This is a genomic window from Nocardia sp. MDA0666, from assembly GCF_003023875.1.
In the GTDB taxonomy this organism is placed as follows: domain Bacteria; phylum Actinomycetota; class Actinomycetes; order Mycobacteriales; family Mycobacteriaceae; genus Nocardia; species Nocardia aobensis.
This window is the reverse complement of record NZ_PYHT01000006.1, coordinates 45169-62208: the sequence shown is the minus strand read 5'-3', so window position 1 is coordinate 62208 and position 17040 is coordinate 45169. Positions and strand designations below refer to the sequence as shown.

Below are 17040 nucleotides of genomic sequence, written 5' to 3'. Positions count from 1 at the left end.
TATGACGGCACCGCTCACCGTCGGCTTCGACCTCGATATGACGTTGATCGACTCCCGTCCCGGTATCCGCGCCTGCTATCGGGAATTGTCGCGGCGCACCGGCACGCCGATCGACAGCGATCTGGTCGTCACCCGCCTCGGCCCGCCGCTGGAACACGAGCTGGCGAACTGGTTCCCCGCCGACCGTGTCCCCGCCGTCGCCGATCTGTATCGGGAGATGTATCCGGAGTACGCGATCACCGGCACGGTGGAACTGCCCGGCGCCCGCACGGCGGCCGCGGCGGTGCGAGCGCTGGGTGGCCGCGTGATCGTGGTCACCGGCAAATACGAACCGAACGCGAAACTGCATCTGACCCACCTCGACATCCCGGCCGATGCGGTGATCGGCGACCTGTGGGCCGAGCAGAAGGCCGAGGCGCTGCGCGACCACGAGGCGAGCGTGTACGTGGGCGACCATATCGGCGATATGCGCGGCGCCCGCGCCGCGGCGGCCTATGCGGTCGGCGTGACCAGCGGTCCGTGTGACGCGGCCGAGCTGCGGGCCGCCGGCGCCGATGTCGTCCTGCGTGACCTCACCGAATTCCCGGGCCTGCTGCACGAACTCGTGAGCTGACCTCGGCCGGACGCTACCGCCGGTCCGTGTCGCACTCCGGCGCGGGGATAGAACGGGACAGCGGGCTGCCGGCCGGAAGGACGTAGAACACGGTGAGCCGCAACGGTTTTCGACTGCGATTGCGGGCCGTGTGAGCGTGCGTGGCGCCGGCGGGCTCGCGGAAAATCCGGCCGGGGCGATAGGTGACCGGTACGCAGTCGGTTCCGGGGTGGTCCAGGGTGCTGCCGGTGACCAGGACGAACAGGGTGCCGTCATGATAGTGCCAGCCGCTGTCACCGCCCGGTTCGACGATCGTCTGCCGGAGCAGGAAATCCCGCCCCGCGCACCGGAACCGCAGCAGCACCCGGCTGCGGGTACCCACGGCCGGCGGCGGATTGGGCTGGAAACGTCCGGGAAGGGGCATACCCCGATGATGCGGCTAGACGATGCCCAACGCCAGCATCGCGTCGGCGACCTGGGTGAAACCGGCGATGTTCGCACCGGCCACGTAATCGCCCGGGGTGCCGTACTCCTCGGCGGTCTCGAGGCAGCGGTCGTGGATGCCGCGCATGATCGTCTCGAGGCGTTGCTCGGTGTGCTCGAAGGTCCATGAATCGCGGGAAGCGTTCTGCTGCATCTCGAGTGCGCTGGTGGCCACGCCACCGGCATTGGCCGCCTTGCCCGGTGCGAAGGTCACGCCCGCGTCGATCAGCAGCCGGAAGGCCTCGGGGGTGCAGGGCATGTTGGCGCCCTCCGCGACGATGGCGCAGCCGTTCTCGATCAGCAGGCGGGCGTCGCTGCCGTTGAGTTCGTTCTGCGTCGCACACGGCAGCGCGATATCGCACGGCACCGCCCAGATCGAGCCGGAATCCACGAAATACGCCGAGCCGCGGGCGATATCGGGGTATTCGTGGATGCGGCCGCGCCGGTCGTGCTTGATCTCCTTGAGCAGTTCGAGGTCGATCCCCTTGTCGTCGACGATGTAACCGGAGGAGTCGGAACAGGCGACGACCGTGCCGCCCAGCTGGTGCACCTTCTCCACGGCGTAGATCGCGACATTGCCGGAGCCGGAGATCACCACGCGTTTGCCCTCGAAACTGTCGCCGCGCCGGTCGAGAATCTGCTCGGTGAAGAAGACGGTGCCGTATCCGGTCGCCTCGGGGCGCACCTGCGAGCCGCCCCAGCTCAGCCCCTTACCGGTGAGCACGCCGGATTCGTAGCGGTTGGTGATGCGTTTGTACTGGCCGAACAGGTAGCCGATCTCGCGCCCGCCGACGCCGATGTCACCGGCCGGCACATCGGTGTATTCGCCGATGTGCCGGTACAGCTCGGTCATGAAGGACTGGCAGAAGCGCATCACCTCAGCATCCGAGCGCCCCTTGGGGTCGAAATCCGAGCCGCCCTTGCCGCCGCCGATCGGCATTCCGGTGAGCGAGTTCTTGAAGATCTGCTCGAAGCCGAGGAATTTCACGATGCCCAGATAGACCGACGGATGGAATCGGAGGCCGCCCTTGTAGGGCCCGAGCGCCGAATTGAACTCCACCCGGAAACCGCGATTGATCTGCACCGTCCCGCTGTCGTCGACCCACGGGACGCGGAAGATGATCTGCCGCTCCGGTTCGCACAACCGACGGATCACGGCGGCGTCGACGTACTGGGGGTGTTTGGCGACGACCGGTCCGAGGCTGTCCAGTACTTCCCGAACAGCCTGGTGGAACTCCGATTCGCCGGGGTTGCGCTGCAGTACCTCGGCATAGATGTCCTGCAGCTTCTCGTCCAGGGCGGCCATGGACGCACTCCTTCCGGTCGTCGTCGACTGCGCCGACGGCCCGGGCCGGATGGTGCCGGCCCGGGCCGCTCGGCCTCTTTCCTACGTTCTCACGCGCGGACGATGCGGTTTCGACCGGTATGTCCGTTAATCACTGGGTGGTAGCTCAGTTGGTCTTACGGCGGAACAACGAGCGCGACCACAGGTAGCCGACCACCGCGAAACCGAGGCACCAGGCCACCGCCGCGACGCCGTTACCTCCGATGGCCGTACCCATGAGCAGTCCGCGCAGGGTTTCGGTCAGGGGTGTGAAGGGCTGGTACTGCGCGAACTGGCGGACACCGGCGGGCATCGTGTCGGTGGGTGCCAGGCCGCTGCCGAGGAAGGGAAGGAAGATCAGCGGAGTGGGGGTGTTGCTCGCGCCCTCCGGTGTTTTGGCGGCCAGCCCGAAACCCACTCCGAGCCAGGCCAATCCGAAGATCACCAGGATGATGAGGCCGAAGGCGGCCAGCCACTCCACGATCGTGGCATCGGGCCGGAAGCCGATCAGCACGGCGACCGCGACCATCAGCCCGACGCCGAGCACGCCCTGGATCACGGTCCCGGCGACCTGTCCGGTGAGGATCGAGGAATGTGCCATGGGCATGGTCCGGAACCGGTTCACGATGCCCTTGGTCATATCCGAGGCGATGGCCACCGCGACGCCGACCACCAGATAGGCCGGGATGATGAGCATCATGCCGGGGACCAGATAGTCGATGTAACTGCCACCGGTGGCCTTCTCCAGCGCGCCGCCGAAGATGTAGTTGAACATCAGCAGCATCACCAGCGGCATGATGAACATGCTGATCGTCATGCCGGGATATCGCTTGGCGTGCACCAGGTTCCGGCGCAGCATGGTGCGGGAGTCGGCGAGGGTGTGCGTGGTCATCGTGCGGTTTCCTTCTCGGGTGCGGAGTGGCCGGTGAGGGTGAGGAAGACGTCGTCGAGATCGGGTGTGTGCACCGAGAGGCTCTCGGGCTCGAGGTGGGCGCGGCCGAGCCGGTCCAGCACGTCGCGCAGGGATGCGACGCCGCCGTCGCTGGGCACCGCCAGCGTCGAGTCCGTGGTCGTGCCGCCGAGTAGTCCGGCGGCGCTGCGCAGTTGTTCGTCGTCGCCGAAGGTCAGGCGGATATGTCCGCCCGGCACAAGGCGTTTCAGCTGTTCGGGGGTGCCCTCGGCGACGATCCGGCCGTGGTCGAGTACCGCGATCCGGTGCGCGAGTTGGTCGGCCTCCTCCAGGTACTGGGTGGTGAGGAAGATGGTGACCCCGTCGGCGACCAGTTCGCGGATGATGTCCCACATTCCGCGCCGGCTGCGTGGGTCCAGGCCCACCGTGGGTTCGTCGAGGAAGATGATGCGCGGCTCGCCGACCAGCGTCATCGCCAGGTCGAGCCGGCGCGTCATACCGCCGGAGTAGCTTCCGGCGACCTTGTCGGCGGCGTCGCGCAGGTCGAAGCGGGACAGCAGGTCCTCGGCGATGCGCCGGCCCTCGCCGCGGGGCAGATGGTGCAGATCCGCCATCAGCAGCAGGTTCTCGCGTCCGGTGAGCAATTCGTCGACCGCCGAGAACTGGCCGGTCACGCCGATGGCGGTGCGGACGGCATCGGGTTCGGCGACCGGATCGTGGCCGCCGACGCGCAGACTGCCGTCGTCGGGCCGGGTCAGGGTGGCGAGGATGTGGACGGTGGTGGTCTTGCCCGCGCCGTTGGGACCGAGCAGCGCGAAGATTCTGCCCTCGGGCACGGTGAGGTCGATACCGTCGAGCACCACGTGGTCGGCGAACGATTTGCGCAGGCCGGTGACCGAGATGGCCGGTGAACTCATGGTCGTCCTTTCATAATGAGATAGCGATGAATGCATGCGTCGACCGAGCCGTGTCCGCGGGTTTCCGGCGGACAAGGTAGGTCGATATCGAATTGTCTTGCGGCCGAACTCATGTCGACCCGAAGCGGTCGATCAGATGTCGAGATCCTCGATCTGCGGATGCTCGGTCAGATCGCTGATGCGGTCGTACAGCTTGTCGGGAACCCTGCCTTTCAGGTCGGCCGGCGACTCGTAGATGTCCAGGGTGAATTCACCCCAGTCCGGATCGGTGACGCCGAGCATCCGCCGCCAATTGGTCAGATCCTTCAGCCAGTTCGTATCCGTGGGGTACTCGGCCCATTCGGAACGCTGCCGGTGCAACACGTATTTGCCCTTGCGCGTGCGGAATACGCGGATTCGCTCGAAACGCGCGTCGCTCATATCGCTCGACTCGGTGAGCAGTGCGCCCGAGAACCGCACCTGCCGGGCGCCGTTGTGGCCGACCCGCAGGACGATTTCGTCGTATCCCTGCAGGCGTCCCTCCTCCAGTTCGATGTACCGGCGCAGTGCCGTCACGATCGCACCCGACAGATTGCCGCCGACCAGCTCCTGTGCGCGCTGGAACAGGGGGAGATCGTCATCGGAGACGTACACGGTCTTGTTCGGCATGGCTCCAACTATACGTAGATGTATACGTACACACAAGAGCGTCCTTCCGAGATTGCATGCGGCGGCGGTGAACCGGCCGGGGGCGTGCTTCGTATCCCCGCTGAGTGCGTTCGGTCCGGCAGTGCGGCCGGCTTCGGACCGCCCCACGGGAAGGAGCGGCGATGCCGACACGAGTGGTCGACTATCTGGTGCAGGCCGTATCGGACATGGGCGTGCGACATATCTTCGGGGTCGACGGCGCCAATATCGAAGATCTCTACGACGCGGCCTACGACGCCGCGGACCGGATCACCGCGGTGGTGGCCAAACACGAATTCGCCGCCGCCACCATGGCCGACGGATATGCCCGCTCCACAGCGGGTTTCGGCGTGGTCTGCGCGACCTCCGGGGGCGGGGCGATGAATCTGGTTGCCGGACTGGCGGAATCGCACGCCTCGCGGATTCCGGTGCTCGCGCTGGTGGGCCAGGCGCCGACCGATCTGGAAGGGAAAGGCGCGTTTCAGGATTCCAGCGGACGAGCCGGAACCTTCGACGCCGCAGAGCTTTTCGATACGATCTCCCTGTATTGCGCGCGGGTGGAGGCACCCGCCTCGCTACCGGCGCATCTGTCCCGCGCCGTCGCGGCGGCACGGGCGGGCGGTCCGGCGGTCCTGCTCCTGCCGAAAGATGTGCAGCAGGCCGAACTCGACGCCGATCCGTTCGTCGCGCCGCGTCCGATGCACGGGCGAGACGATGCCGGTATCGAACGGCTCCTGGAGGGGCTGCGCGCGGCCCGGGCGGTCGGCAAGGTCGTGATCATCGCGGGCACGCAGGTCGCCCGCGACGATGCCCGCGACGAACTGCGCGATCTGGCGGCGGTTCTCGATGCCGGAGTCGGCGTCGCACCCGACGCCAAGGATGTGTACGACTGCACCGAACACGGCTTCCTCGGTGTCGCCGGAAGTATGGGCCATACGGAACTGGCCGACGCCCTGCGCGGCAGTGCGCTGTGCCTGCTGGTCGGCACCCGGATGCCGGTTACCACGCGAGCCGGCCTCGAATCGGTACTCGGCGTGTCGACGGCGTCGGTCGGCGGCGAGCCGCCCTACCTCCCCACGGTCCACGCGACCAGTACCGATCTGGCCGCCACCCTCCGCGAACTGACCTCGGAGCTGACGAGCGGCGCGGGCCGGGTGCACCGGGCGGAACCGCGGCGGCCGCGCCGGGCGCCGGATCCACTACCGGTGCCACCGGCGGACGGGCCGGGGCTGCGGTATCGCGATATCGTCGAAACACTCAACGCCACAGTGCGTTCCGATACCGATGTCTTCGCCGACGCGGGCAATACCGGCGCCTCGGTGGTCCATCACCTGCGCCCACCGCGCGACGGCCGCTTCGTCGTCGCCCTCGGCATGGGCGGCATGGGGTACGCCTTCGGCGCCGCCATCGGGTCCTGCTTCGCCCGCCGGCACCGGGCCGACGGTACCGAGCGCCGCACCGTGGTCGTGGCCGGGGACGGCGCTTTCTACATGCACGGCATGGAAATTCACACCGCGATCCACTACGGACTGCCGGTGACCTTCGTCGTCCTCGACAACTCCGCGCACGGCATGTGCGTGACCCGTGAGCAGCTGTTCTACGGAGATCGCTACAGCTTCAACAGATTCCGCAAGTCGCATCTGGGAGCCGGTATGGCGGCGATGTTCCCGGATCTGCCCGCCTTCTCGCCGGCGACGCCGGCCGAACTCGCGACAGTGCTGTCGTACTGCCTGGAAACGCCTGGGCCCTCGTTCGTTTCGATCGACTGCGATCCGGACGAGATACCGCCGTTCATCCCTTTCCTGTCCGTATCGAGGAGGAATCCGTGACCATCAGCACCGCATCCGCGCTCAGCGATATCCCCGACCATCCGCATCGGGTCATGCCCGGATTGTTGCGTATCGAGAATTCCGATCGCGAGACGACCACTCCGATCATCATGGATATGCTGCGCTCGGTCTATCCCCACGACCAGGTCTTCGGGCAGTTCTGCCCGGTGCAGGACTACATCGCCGCACCGCCGCGCGAATTGTACGAATACCTCTCGCACACACAGAGTTTGGAGGAATGGACCTACAGCCTGCGTGGCTTCACCGAAACCGCCACCCCGGGACTGTGGGAATCCTACGATCGGCTGGGTAAGGACACCCGGATCTTCACTCGTACCGAGGCCAACCCGGATGCGATGACGGTGGATTACCACTGTGCGTGGGACCAGGGTGAACACCTGTGGATGATCTACCTGATGCGCGTCGTCGACGCCCAGGTGGTGTTGAACAAGCCCGGTTCGGTGGTGTTGTGGACCAATTGCCGCCACCCGTTCTACGACGCGAATCCCTATCCCGACAAGGCCCCGGAGGGCCGCAAGGTGTGGGTCGGCGATTTCTGGGAGATGTTCTCCGCCGGACACCGGCTGGAGCTGGACAACCTGAAGGCGATCGCCGAATACCGTGCCGCGCATGGACTTCCGATCACCCCCGAATGGATGAAGTGAGGAAGGTACGCCGAAATGGATTTCACCGATCCCGCCCTGCGGCTGGCACCGGTCAGTCTGGTCGATGTGGCCTCCTATCTGCCGGGTGAACCGGTAGGTACCGAATACTTCACGCAATTCTCGCGTTCGGAACGAATGGCGAAGAACGTCATGTTCCGCGCGCCGCACGGCCGCCATCACAAGGGCCGCGACGAAACCGCCGTGGATATGGTCGAACGCGCGGTCGCGCCGTTGATCGAACGGCACGGCGCCGACACGCTCGCCGATATCGACGTGCTGCTCACCCACACCCAGCTGCCCGACAATCCCGTCATGGGCGCCGGGCCGGAGGTGGCGCGGCGGCTGGGGATGAACCCGAAATGGGTCTTCGATGTGCACAACGGCGGCTGTGCGGCATTCATCCACATGATGATGCTGGCCCGGATGATTCTGCAGACGACCGACGCCCGCACCGCGTTGATCGCGACGACGCAGAACACCGCCGGACCGGTCTTCACGCAGACCGAGATTCGCAAACTCGCGCAGGCGCCGGTGCCGGGTGACGGCTGCGGAGTGGGATTGCTGGTCAAGGACAATCGTGCGCCGATCCTCGACGTGGAATGCCGTACCTTTCCGGAATTCGCCGGGGATATGGATTTCTCCACCGGCTCCGAACGCAAATACTGGGAACCCGGCGAGGGCCAGGGCTGCGTGAGTTTCACCGAATCGAAGGTGACGAAGGTCTTCGCGCGCGGCAACCGGCTGGTCCCCGAACTCGCCCTCGCGGTATGTGACCGCATCGGGGTCAAGGGCCGCGATATCGACACCTTCGTCACCAACCAGCCGAATCGGCTGTTCCTGCGGAACTGGCAAGATGCTCTGGAACTGCCCGCCGAACGCCATCCCGATTCCTTCGATCGGTGCGGAAATCTGTTCGCCGCGGGTATTCCCGTGACCCTCGATATCGAGAACCGGGCCGGCCGGTTGCGCAACGGTTCGGTGGTGCTGCTGGCCGCCTTCGCCCATGCCGGAGATTTCGCGGCCGCGGCCGCGGTGCGCTGGGGTGCGGCGTGATGGAATTCGATCTGGCACTGAGCGAAAACCCGTTCCCGCCATTGCCTTCCGTGCTGGCAGTGGTGAACGAGGCGATTCGCGACGCCAACCGGTATCCGGAATTCCTGCCTCGGCGGCTGCCCGCGGTGATCGCCGCGCATCTCGGCGTCGATGCCGATCAGGTGGTGGTCGGGGCGGGGGCGACCGGGGTGGCGCTGCAGATCATGCAGGCGGTCGCGGGACCGGGCCGGCGCATGGTGTTCGCGACGCCGACCTTCGACGGCTACCCGATCATGGCCGCCATGGCGGGGCTGGATGTCGTTGCGGTGCCGCTGGATTCGAACGGACGTCAGCGGCCGGCGGCGATGGCCCGCGCGGTCGACGACCGGACGGCTCTGATCGCGATCTGCCGCCCGCACAACCCGACCGGAACCGTGGTGCCCGCCGCGGAGTTGAAGGCCTTCCTGTTCGGCGTGCCGCGACATGTTCCGGTGATCCTGGACGAGGCCTATGTGGAATTTCTGGCCGATACCGAGACCGTCGACTCCCACGAACTCATCGCCCACTATCCCAATCTCCTGGTGTTGCGCACCTTTTCGAAGGCGTACGGGCTCGCCGGACTGCGCATCGGGTATGCCTTCGGTGCGCCGGAGCTGATCGCCCGGGTGCGGCGGCTGCAACTTCCGTTCGGAATGCCCGACTACGCCGTGGCGGCGGTGCGCGCCTGCTATGCCGCGTCGGCCGAGCTCGCCGCACGCATCGCCGATATCACCGCCGAACGGGAGTCACTGCGAACTGCGCTGCGGCACAGGGGTTTCGCCGTGCCGTGCAGCCGCGGCAACTTTCTCTACCTGCCGGGGCCCGCGGTGCACGCGACGCTGGCGGGCGCGGGGATCGCGGCCAAGGGGTATCCCGACGGCAGTGCGCGGATCGCGGTCGGTGATCCGCGTGCCGATGCCGCGGTACTGGACGCCCTCGACGGCCGTGCCGAGCCGGTGCCGCGCCTACGCCCGCCGTCCGCGCGGGCCACCGGGGATCGGTGCGCCGACTACCCGGTAGGGGTGGGGCGGTAAATTTTCTAGCAGCGCTAGACAAGCTAGTCATCTCCATCTACTGTTGCTGCATAAGCTAGCAACGCTAGATGATGACTAGGAGTCTTCCCATGCTGACCACATCCGCCCAGGTGCTCACCGTGCTGGCCGTTCTCGGCAACGCCATCGTCTACGGCACCGATGTCGCCGCCGCCCTCATCTTCCGGCCCGTCTACGCCAAACTCGACGACGCGACGATGACCGTCTCGGCCGGTTGGGGGCACTATTACGGCGACCGGCGGATGCCGTTCGCCGGTGCCGGCGGTGTGATCAGCACCGTCCTCGCCGTCGTCGTCGCGGCCGTCGCGGGAGCCACCGGCGCCGCGGTGGCGGCCGGGATCGCGTTGCTGGCGCTGCTGTCCTGGCTCGGCCTCTACGCGCGGATCGCCAAGCCGATCAACACCGCGCAGACCCAGGCGGCGATGACCGGCATCATCCCCGCCGACGCCCGTGCGCTGCAGGACAAGTGGGAGAGCATCCTGGGCTACCGGGTCGGCCTGCAGGCACTGGCAATCGCCGCCCTGTGCACCACCCTCGCCCTGCTGTGAACCGCGCCGACGGACTCGGCGGCCGCTCACACCGTTCCGCGCAGGAACACCTGGTTCGTTGTGGTCGAACGGATTTCGACCGATCGGATCTGATCCGGTGGGGCCGAGGTGATGCCGTCCGCGGTCACCGTCTGGCCGGGATGTGCCGTCCACTGCGCCACCATCGACTGGGTGCCGTCGGTGTGCACCACCCACAGGGCGCCGTCCCAGGTGTAATCCGTATCCGAGGGCGCGTAGTCGCACGACATGTTCACCCGGGTACCGGAACGCAGTTGCGTCAGAGTGAAATTCGCGGTGATCGGTGACGGGATCACCTGATCCATCTGCCGCTCCGTGACCACCTGCTCGGCGGTGGGCGGATTGTTGTGCTGGGTATGGGCGACGGTTATCGGGATGGTGATGGCGACCGCGGCCGCGGCGGCCGCCACCGCACCGGCCAGGGCGAGCCACGGACCGCTGCGGCTGCGCTTGCGCTCGCGCGCGTCGGCCAGGGAGGCGGGGGCTTCCCCCGGCTCGGTGCGGCCGGTTTCCGAGGGCGTTTCGCGGACCGTCGGCGTGCCCGTGGCCCTGTCCGGCTCGGCTGCGCCGGATCCGGCGGCCGGGCCGGTAGCGGGATGCGATTCGAAGGGCAGCATCCCGGCGCCGTCGGTGGTCGCCTCGCCGGCGCGCACCCGGTTCAGCAGGGCGTCGAAGCCGGCGTCGCCGAAACTGCCGGCATGGTCGGCGGACTCGTCGTCGAGCAGTGAGAGGGCGACGTCATCGGGTACGTGGCTGAGCAGTCCCGGCAGGCCCGACAGGTCCGCGACGGCGAGCCGGCATTCGTCGCAGTCGGCCAGATGCGCCTCGTATTCGAGCCGCTGGTCGCGGTCGAGGGCGCCGAGCAGATACGGCGCATCCCAGGTCGCGTAGTCGTCGTGTGACGTGGTGGCGGCCGTCATTTCGTCACCCCCATCTCCTGTAGGGCCGAACGCAACGCTCGCATCCCGTAGTGCATCCGGGATTTGACGGTGCCCTCGGGTATCGCCAGTTCGTTCGCTATCTGCTGTGTCGACAATCCGCGATAGTAGGCCCGCACGATCACCTCGCGGTGATCGGAACTCAGCCGGGCCAGCGCGTCGGTGATCACCCAACTGTCCACTGCGCGTTCCGCCTCATCCGGAGCCGTCTGTTCGGGCGGTGTGTCGGTGCCGTACTCGCGTCGATGCCGCGCACTGCGGAATTCGTCGACCGCGAGATGCCGGGCCACGGTGAACAGCCACGCCCGCGCCGAGGCCGTCGACTGGTCGAGGACCTGCGGCCGCTGCCATGCTCGCAGCAGCGTCTCCTGCACGATATCCTCGGCGCGCCCGGCATCGCCGACCAGGCTGTAGGTGAATCGCCACAGCGTCGGTGCATGCTCGTCGTAGAGCACCCGCAACAACTGCGCCCGGGAGGGCGCCGCGTCGACGGGGGGGATCGCGGAGTCAGACATCGGCGCCGACCGGGCGTATCCGCCGCCTCGGTCGAGGCGAGCGTCGGGGGACCACACTCCGTGGATACGTAATCAATTGCGTTCTAGTTCGATGGGGTGTGTCGCCAGCAGCGACAGCGGCAGCGGCTGCCGGCGCAACACGTGCGCCCACAGATCGGTGCGTCGCGCCAGCGGATCCGACGGCAACGCCGACAACACGATCCAGTCCCCGCGTTCCAGTTCGCCCTCCAGTTGGCCGAAGGTCCACCCGGCGTAGCCGGCGAAGATGCGGATGCCCTCGACCAACGGTGCGATCGAGTCGGGGTCGGAGTCCAGATCGAGCAGCGCCACGCGACCGTCCACGCGGCGCAGCCCGCGGATGCCCTCGATCGAGGCACCGACGCGGACCGTGGTCAGACACAGTGCCGAATCGCGCTTCACCGGCCCGCCCACATACAGGGTTCGGGGCCCGGCCGCGAGATCGGCCCAGCGTGGCAGCACATCCTGCACCGCGGTTTCGCTCGGGCGGTTCAGGACGACACCGAGACTGCCCGCATCGTTGTGTTCGACGATGTAGATCACGGTGCGCCGGAAAGTGGGCTCGACCAGCTCCGTTGCCGAGACCAGCAAGGTGCCGGGCCGCACCGCCTGATCCTCGTACCGGGATTCGCGTCTCGGGCGGTCGCCGTGTTCCTCTGCGCGTGCCACGGTAGTCATCATCGCACCGTCGCGGTGCGCGCGCTGTGTTTAATGGCGCGTGATTCGCGGTTGGATTCCGCAGCGGCCGGCTCGACGAGCCCGCCGGCTACTGCGGCAGGCCGAATCGTTCGCGCGCCCATTGCGGCACCATCGCGAGATATCGCGGCCGGGATTCGACGAAGTGATGGACCATCGGGCACAGCGGCAGAATGCCGAAGCCCTGCTCCACGGTCCGGTCGAGCGCACCCTGCACCAGCAGGCGGCCGTAGCCTTGGCCCTCGTACTGTGGGTAGATCTCGGTGTGCACGAAGGCGCGCTCGGAGGCGGTGTCCTGATAGGCGGCCACCCCGGCATGCTGTCCGTCGACCCACAGTTCGAATCGGTCGAACTGTGGGTTGTCTCGAATTTCGGTGTTCTGCTGCGCACCCTGCGTCATCCGCTGAGCCTAGAACGTGCCGATCACCGCGGGCGTGCGGCTCCGCCGACATCCTTCCCCGTGTCGGGCGTGGTTCGAGTTGTCGCACCCGGCGCCGGTGGCGACAATGCAGAGGCTCGAGTGGTCGGATGCTCGAGGCGACGACGGCCGTCGACCGGCCGGACGGGGAGACGGCGCGGATGGGACGACGGGGACTACCGGTGGCGGCGCGATCGGCGACCGTTGCGGTGCTGACGGTGGTGCTCGCCGTGCTGGCGCCGGCGACAGCGCATGCCGAACCGGGTTTCGGGACGTGCCCGGCCGGGTCCGTCGGCGAGGGGACCCCGGCCCGCTGCGCGTCGATCTCGGTGCCGATGGACTACGCCGCACCGGACGGCGCGCGAATCGATGTGACCGTCAGCCGGATACGCGCGAGCGGGCAGCGATACGGGACTCTCTTCGCCAATCCGGGCGGGCCCGGTGCGGACGCTCTCGGCTACTGGGGCGCCCGGCTGTCCCAGCTGCCGAAGGACCTGGTCGAGCACTACGACCTGGTGGCCGTGCAGCCGCGCGGCCTGCGCTGGTCGACGCCGCTGACCTGCGGGGCCGAGATCGCACAGGACGCCGACCACGAGCGCGAACCGCTCCGGAAGGCATGTGACACCGCCCAGCCCGGCTATCTGCGGACCATCACCACCGAGACCACGGCCCGCGATATGGACGCGGTGCGCGCGGCGCTGGGAGTGGACCGCATCGACTTCCTCGGTATCTCCTACGGGACCTATCTCGGCGCGGTCTACGCCTCGCTGTTCCCCCAGCGTGTCGACCGGATGGTGCTGGACTCCAACGTCGACCCGCAGTGGGTGTGGACCGAACAGTTCGCACAACAGCAGCTTGCGGGGAAACAGCGGCTCGACGATCTGTTCGGCTGGATCGCCCAGCACGACAACGTCTACCACCTCGGCGATTCCGCGCTGCGGGTGTACGAGACCTGGGTGCGGCTGGTCTCGGCACAGGGCGGCGGCTGGTACGCCAACCTGACTCCGCCACCGGTGTCGGCGGCCGACCTGCCGCGCGAGCTGCCCGCACCGCTGCCGGCACTGGCGCGCGAGGGTGTGAACGCCGGTGCCGAGGAGATGGGCAAGGCGCAGAATCTGGTGCGCGCGTTGGCCTCCGGCGGTATGTCGGCCCAGGTGCCGTTGGTGTCGGCGACCACCGTGGCCGCCTACACCCGCGGGTTCTGGCCGAGCCTGGCGCAGGCGATGTCCGAGGCGAATACGCAGCCCGGCGACCTGCGCCGGATGCGCGCCATCGCGGGCGCGGCGACCACCGACCCGACCGGCCAGGCGGTGTTCGCCGCGATCACCTGCAACGAGAACGCGGTGCCGGCCCGGATGGACGCCATCGGTTCGGCGGCCGCCATCGTCGCCTCCGGCGGCAACGCCCTCGACGCCCGCGCCGATCTGGTGCGCAGCGGATTGGCCTGCGCCGATTGGGATCCCGTGACCACACCGGTGCCGATCGCCGATCACGGCCTGACCACGGCCCCGCTGGTACTGCAGAGTCGCCACGACGCGGTGACCGCCTATCCGGGCGGTCCCGCGATGGCGGCGGCCCTGCACGGCCATCTGATCACCGTCGACGGTGGTGACCACGGGACCTTCGGCCGCGGTAATGCTCCACTCGACGACGCCGTGCTGCGATACCTGCGTACCGGCGAGGTCGGGATCGATCACGTGGATCAGGCGCCGATGCCGTGAGTCCGGCCGCATCGCGGCGGGATGCTGAAGCGGCAGGCGGCTCCGGCGGATCGGGTTCACGGCATGCTCGGGGCACGCGCAGTACCGTGAGCGTGTTCGACTGCTTGCCGACGGATTGGGGTGGCGATGGTGCGTGGAAAGCCGTGGCGAGTGGTGATGGCACCGGACAAATTCAAGGGATCGCTGGCGGCGCCGGAGGTGGCGGCGGCGCTCGCGGCCGGCATCGCGCGCGAGGTGCCGGATGCGGAGGTCCGGCAGGTACCGGTTGCCGACGGTGGTGACGGCACCGTCGACGCGTTCGTGGCCGCGGGGTGGGAACGGGTGCGGGTCGACACCGTCGGGCCGACCGGTGCGCCGCATTCGGCAAGCTACGCGGTGCGGGGGAATACGGCCGTCGTCGAGTTGGCCGCAGCGGTCGGACTGGTCGAATTACCCGGAGGCCGAACGGATCCGATGGGCGCGGGCACGTACGGGCTCGGCGTGCTGATCCGCCACGCTCTCGACCACGGCCTCCGCGAGGTCGTCCTCGGACTGGGCGGTAGTGCGTCCACCGACGGCGGCGCCGGCATGCTGCAAGCGCTGGGGTTGCGCATCCTGGACGAGGACGACACCGAAATCGGTTCGGGCGCAGCGGCTCTCGCTCGCGCACGACGCCTCGACTACTCCGATCTGCATCCGGCCGTTCGGGACGCGGTCTTCGTACTCGCCGGCGACGTCGACAACCCATTGCTCGGGCCGGACGGTGCCGCAGCGGTTTTCGCGCCGCAGAAGGGTGCTTCGCCCCGGCAGTGCGCCGAACTCGAAGCGATCCTGACGCAGTGGGCGCACCTGGTCGACACGAGCGGTCACCCGTTCGGGACGGCGGATGCGCATGAGCGCGGCGACCACCTGGCCGGGCATCCCGGAGCGGGCGCCGCCGGTGGGACCGGATTCGGGGCCATGGCGGTGCTCGGGGCGCGGCAGCGGTCCGGGATCGAGGTGATTCTCGAGTTGATCGATTTCGCCGGCCGGGTCCGGGACGCGGACTTGGTGGTGACCGGCGAGGGTGCGATGGACGAGCAGACATTGCGCGGCAAGGCGCCCGCCGGAGTCGCGGCCGCCGCCGGCGCCGCGGATGTACCGGTCGTCGCCGTCGCCGGCCGCTGCACCCTGACACCGGAGCGACTGCGCGCCGCCGGCTTCGCCCGCTGCTATCCCCTGAGCGACCTCGAACCCGATCCGGAGCGATCCATCGCCGAAGCCGCCCGCCTCCTCGTAGAGCTCGGTGCCCGCATAGCGCGCGATTACCTGCGCTGACCCGCCCTCACGCCGAGACGGGGTCGAACAGTCCGTCGCGGCGCCGTTCACCCCACTGTTCGAGTGGGCGCAAAGCCGCGGCCAATGCGACGCCCGCGGGAGTGAGCGAATATTCCACTCGCGGAGGGATTTCGGGAAACACCTCGCGGCGGACCACGCCGTGGGATTCCAGATGGCGGAGATTCTCGGTGAGCACCTTCTCGCTCACCCCGGGCAGCAGGGCGCGGATACGGCCGAAGCGCTGCGGGCCCTCGCCCAGCACCCACATCAGGTGGAGTTTCCACTTGCCGCCGACCACGTCGATGGCCACCGACATCCCGCATACGGAGTGTTCTGTGTCACAGTCGTCCGCCATCTCACCCTCCTGAGCTTTTTCCGAACCTCGAGGTAAGCAACCGCACGTCGACGTGCGTTATTGCCCCGGACCCGGATCCCGGTGACGATCGAATCCGGCGCCGATCGGAAGAACTTCGAAACAGCTTCGAAACAGCAAGGAGTACACCATGTCCGAACGTTCCTCCGTCACGGTGATCGGGCTGGGCCCGATGGGCCGGGCGATCGTGCGCGCACTGCTGGCCGTGGGCACCGAGGTGACGGTCTGGAATCGCAGCGCCGACAAGGCCGAGGCGATGGCGGAACTGGGCGCTCGTCGCGCCGAGTCGGTGGCCGACGCCCTGGACCGCAACGAGGTGATCGTGCTGAGCCTGACCCACTACGCCGCCATGTACGACGTCCTCGGCCGGGCTCCGGAACAGTTGCGGGACAAGGTGATCGTGAACCTGTCCTCCGATTCCCCGGAGCGCACCCGCGCGGGCGCCGAATGGGTGCGCTCGCACGGGGCGCGGTTCCTGTCCGGCGGGTTCATGTCGGCCGGCGACAACATCACCCATCCGGCGTCCTACATCTTCTACAGCGGTCCGCGCGAGGTGTTCGACGCACATGCCGACCTGCTGCGCCCGCTCAGCGCATCGGAGTACCTCGGCGCCGACGACGGGCTGGCGCAGCTGTTCTACCAGGCCCTGCTCACGCTGTTCCATCCCTGGCTGATCGGCTACAACCAGGCCCTGGCCGTGATCGATCGCGCCGGCCACGACGCCGACCGCTTCCTGCCGTTCGCGCAGCGTTCCGCCGAGGCGTTCCCCTTCTTCATGGCCGAATACGCCGCCGCCGCGAAGTCCGGCGGCTGGGGTGACGCGGCCGCCGCCCGCATGATGGTGGCGGGTGCGACCCACGTCGTCGAGACCAGCGAGGAGGTGGGTGTGGACGCCACGCTCTCGCACACCGTGCGCGAGCTGTGGGAGAAGGTGGCCGGCGCCGGAGTACCGATGTACCGGCTACTGCGCGCCGGGGCCTGAGCGAACGC

At 68.0% G+C, this 17040-nt stretch carries 19 protein-coding genes; 9 read left to right on the top strand and 10 right to left on the bottom strand.

Annotation, left to right across the window (positions count from 1 at the left end; all coding sequences use genetic code 11):
* The first annotated feature begins 1 nt into the window (after position 1).
* A complete protein-coding gene (locus tag C8258_RS11880; RefSeq protein WP_106955245.1) occupies positions 2-613 on the top strand; it encodes an HAD family hydrolase in 612 nt (203 codons plus the stop codon).
* A 13-nt stretch (positions 614-626) separates the two neighbouring features.
* Here C8258_RS11880 and C8258_RS11875 read toward each other — a convergent pair whose 3' ends face one another.
* The 5 genes from C8258_RS11875 to C8258_RS11855 form a co-directional block, all read right to left on the bottom strand.
* Positions 627-1016 carry a cupin domain-containing protein gene (locus C8258_RS11875; protein ID WP_106955244.1) on the bottom strand — a complete coding sequence of 130 codons (390 nt, stop codon included), beginning with the start codon at positions 1014-1016 and terminating at the stop codon, positions 627-629.
* Positions 1017-1031: 15 nt separating this feature from the next.
* Entirely contained in the window at positions 1032-2381 is a 1350-nt protein-coding gene (gene gdhA / locus C8258_RS11870) for an NADP-specific glutamate dehydrogenase (RefSeq protein WP_106955243.1), read from the bottom strand.
* A gap of 145 nt (positions 2382-2526) precedes the next feature.
* The gene (locus tag C8258_RS11865; RefSeq protein ID WP_106955242.1) at positions 2527-3291 is read right to left on the bottom strand and encodes an ABC transporter permease; all 765 of its coding nucleotides are present in this window, start codon (positions 3289-3291) and stop codon (positions 2527-2529) included.
* Positions 3288-4226: an ATP-binding cassette domain-containing protein gene (locus C8258_RS11860; protein ID WP_199195676.1), complete on the bottom strand. Its 939-nt coding sequence runs from the start codon at positions 4224-4226 to the stop codon at positions 3288-3290. Before C8258_RS11860 ends, C8258_RS11865 begins: the two co-directional genes overlap by 4 nt.
* A gap of 132 nt (positions 4227-4358) precedes the next feature.
* Positions 4359-4874, bottom strand: coding sequence for an EXLDI protein (locus C8258_RS11855; RefSeq protein WP_106955240.1), 516 nt, complete (start codon positions 4872-4874; stop codon positions 4359-4361).
* Positions 4875-5035: 161 nt separating this feature from the next.
* On the opposite strand from C8258_RS11855, the gene C8258_RS11850 reads away from it, so the two are divergent.
* From C8258_RS11850 to C8258_RS11830, 5 genes are all read left to right on the top strand, one after another.
* Complete coding sequence (locus tag C8258_RS11850; RefSeq protein WP_106955239.1) at positions 5036-6721, top strand: thiamine pyrophosphate-binding protein; 1686 nt, start codon at positions 5036-5038, stop codon at positions 6719-6721.
* Between the two features lie 53 nt (positions 6722-6774).
* Positions 6775-7386 carry a hypothetical protein gene (locus tag C8258_RS11845; protein ID WP_051043438.1) on the top strand — a complete coding sequence of 204 codons (612 nt, stop codon included), beginning with the start codon at positions 6775-6777 and terminating at the stop codon, positions 7384-7386.
* Positions 7387-7401: 15 nt separating this feature from the next.
* A complete protein-coding gene (locus tag C8258_RS11840; RefSeq protein WP_106955237.1) occupies positions 7402-8439 on the top strand; it encodes a 3-oxoacyl-ACP synthase III family protein in 1038 nt (345 codons plus the stop codon).
* On the top strand, positions 8439-9491 hold the full coding sequence (locus tag C8258_RS11835; protein ID WP_106955236.1) for an aminotransferase class I/II-fold pyridoxal phosphate-dependent enzyme: 1053 nt from the start codon (positions 8439-8441) through the stop codon (positions 9489-9491). Before C8258_RS11840 ends, C8258_RS11835 begins: the two co-directional genes overlap by 1 nt.
* A gap of 89 nt (positions 9492-9580) precedes the next feature.
* Complete coding sequence (locus C8258_RS11830; RefSeq protein WP_106955235.1) at positions 9581-10057, top strand: DUF1772 domain-containing protein; 477 nt, start codon at positions 9581-9583, stop codon at positions 10055-10057.
* Positions 10058-10083: 26 nt separating this feature from the next.
* Here C8258_RS11830 and C8258_RS33555 read toward each other — a convergent pair whose 3' ends face one another.
* The 4 genes from C8258_RS33555 to C8258_RS11810 all read right to left on the bottom strand — a co-directional run bounded on the left by C8258_RS33555 (position 10084) and on the right by C8258_RS11810 (position 12642).
* Positions 10084-10995, bottom strand: a complete 912-nt coding sequence (locus tag C8258_RS33555) for an anti-sigma factor (RefSeq protein WP_106955234.1) — start codon at positions 10993-10995, stop codon at positions 10084-10086.
* Positions 10992-11528: a sigma-70 family RNA polymerase sigma factor gene (locus C8258_RS11820; RefSeq protein WP_051025276.1), complete on the bottom strand. Its 537-nt coding sequence runs from the start codon at positions 11526-11528 to the stop codon at positions 10992-10994. Before C8258_RS11820 ends, C8258_RS33555 begins: the two co-directional genes overlap by 4 nt.
* A 72-nt stretch (positions 11529-11600) precedes the next feature.
* Entirely contained in the window at positions 11601-12224 is a 624-nt protein-coding gene (locus C8258_RS11815) for a YqgE/AlgH family protein (RefSeq protein ID WP_106955360.1), read from the bottom strand.
* Between the two features lie 88 nt (positions 12225-12312).
* Entirely contained in the window at positions 12313-12642 is a 330-nt protein-coding gene (locus C8258_RS11810; protein WP_063063723.1) for a GNAT family N-acetyltransferase, read from the bottom strand.
* Positions 12643-12770: 128 nt separating this feature from the next.
* On the opposite strand from C8258_RS11810, the gene C8258_RS11805 reads away from it, so the two are divergent.
* The gene (locus tag C8258_RS11805; protein ID WP_233225026.1) at positions 12771-14381 is read left to right on the top strand and encodes an alpha/beta hydrolase; all 1611 of its coding nucleotides are present in this window, start codon (positions 12771-12773) and stop codon (positions 14379-14381) included.
* 126 nt (positions 14382-14507) lie between these two features.
* The gene (locus C8258_RS11800; RefSeq protein ID WP_106955358.1) at positions 14508-15677 is read left to right on the top strand and encodes a glycerate kinase; all 1170 of its coding nucleotides are present in this window, start codon (positions 14508-14510) and stop codon (positions 15675-15677) included.
* Between the two features lie 7 nt (positions 15678-15684).
* Here the strand turns inward: C8258_RS11800 and C8258_RS11795 are convergent, their stop codons facing one another.
* Entirely contained in the window at positions 15685-16032 is a 348-nt protein-coding gene (locus tag C8258_RS11795; RefSeq protein WP_106955233.1) for a helix-turn-helix domain-containing protein, read from the bottom strand.
* Positions 16033-16135: 103 nt separating this feature from the next.
* Between C8258_RS11795 and C8258_RS11790 the strand changes: the two genes are divergently transcribed.
* Complete coding sequence (locus tag C8258_RS11790) at positions 16136-17032, top strand: NAD(P)-dependent oxidoreductase (protein ID WP_369974744.1); 897 nt, start codon at positions 16136-16138, stop codon at positions 17030-17032.
* The last annotated feature ends 8 nt before the right edge of the window (positions 17033-17040 follow it).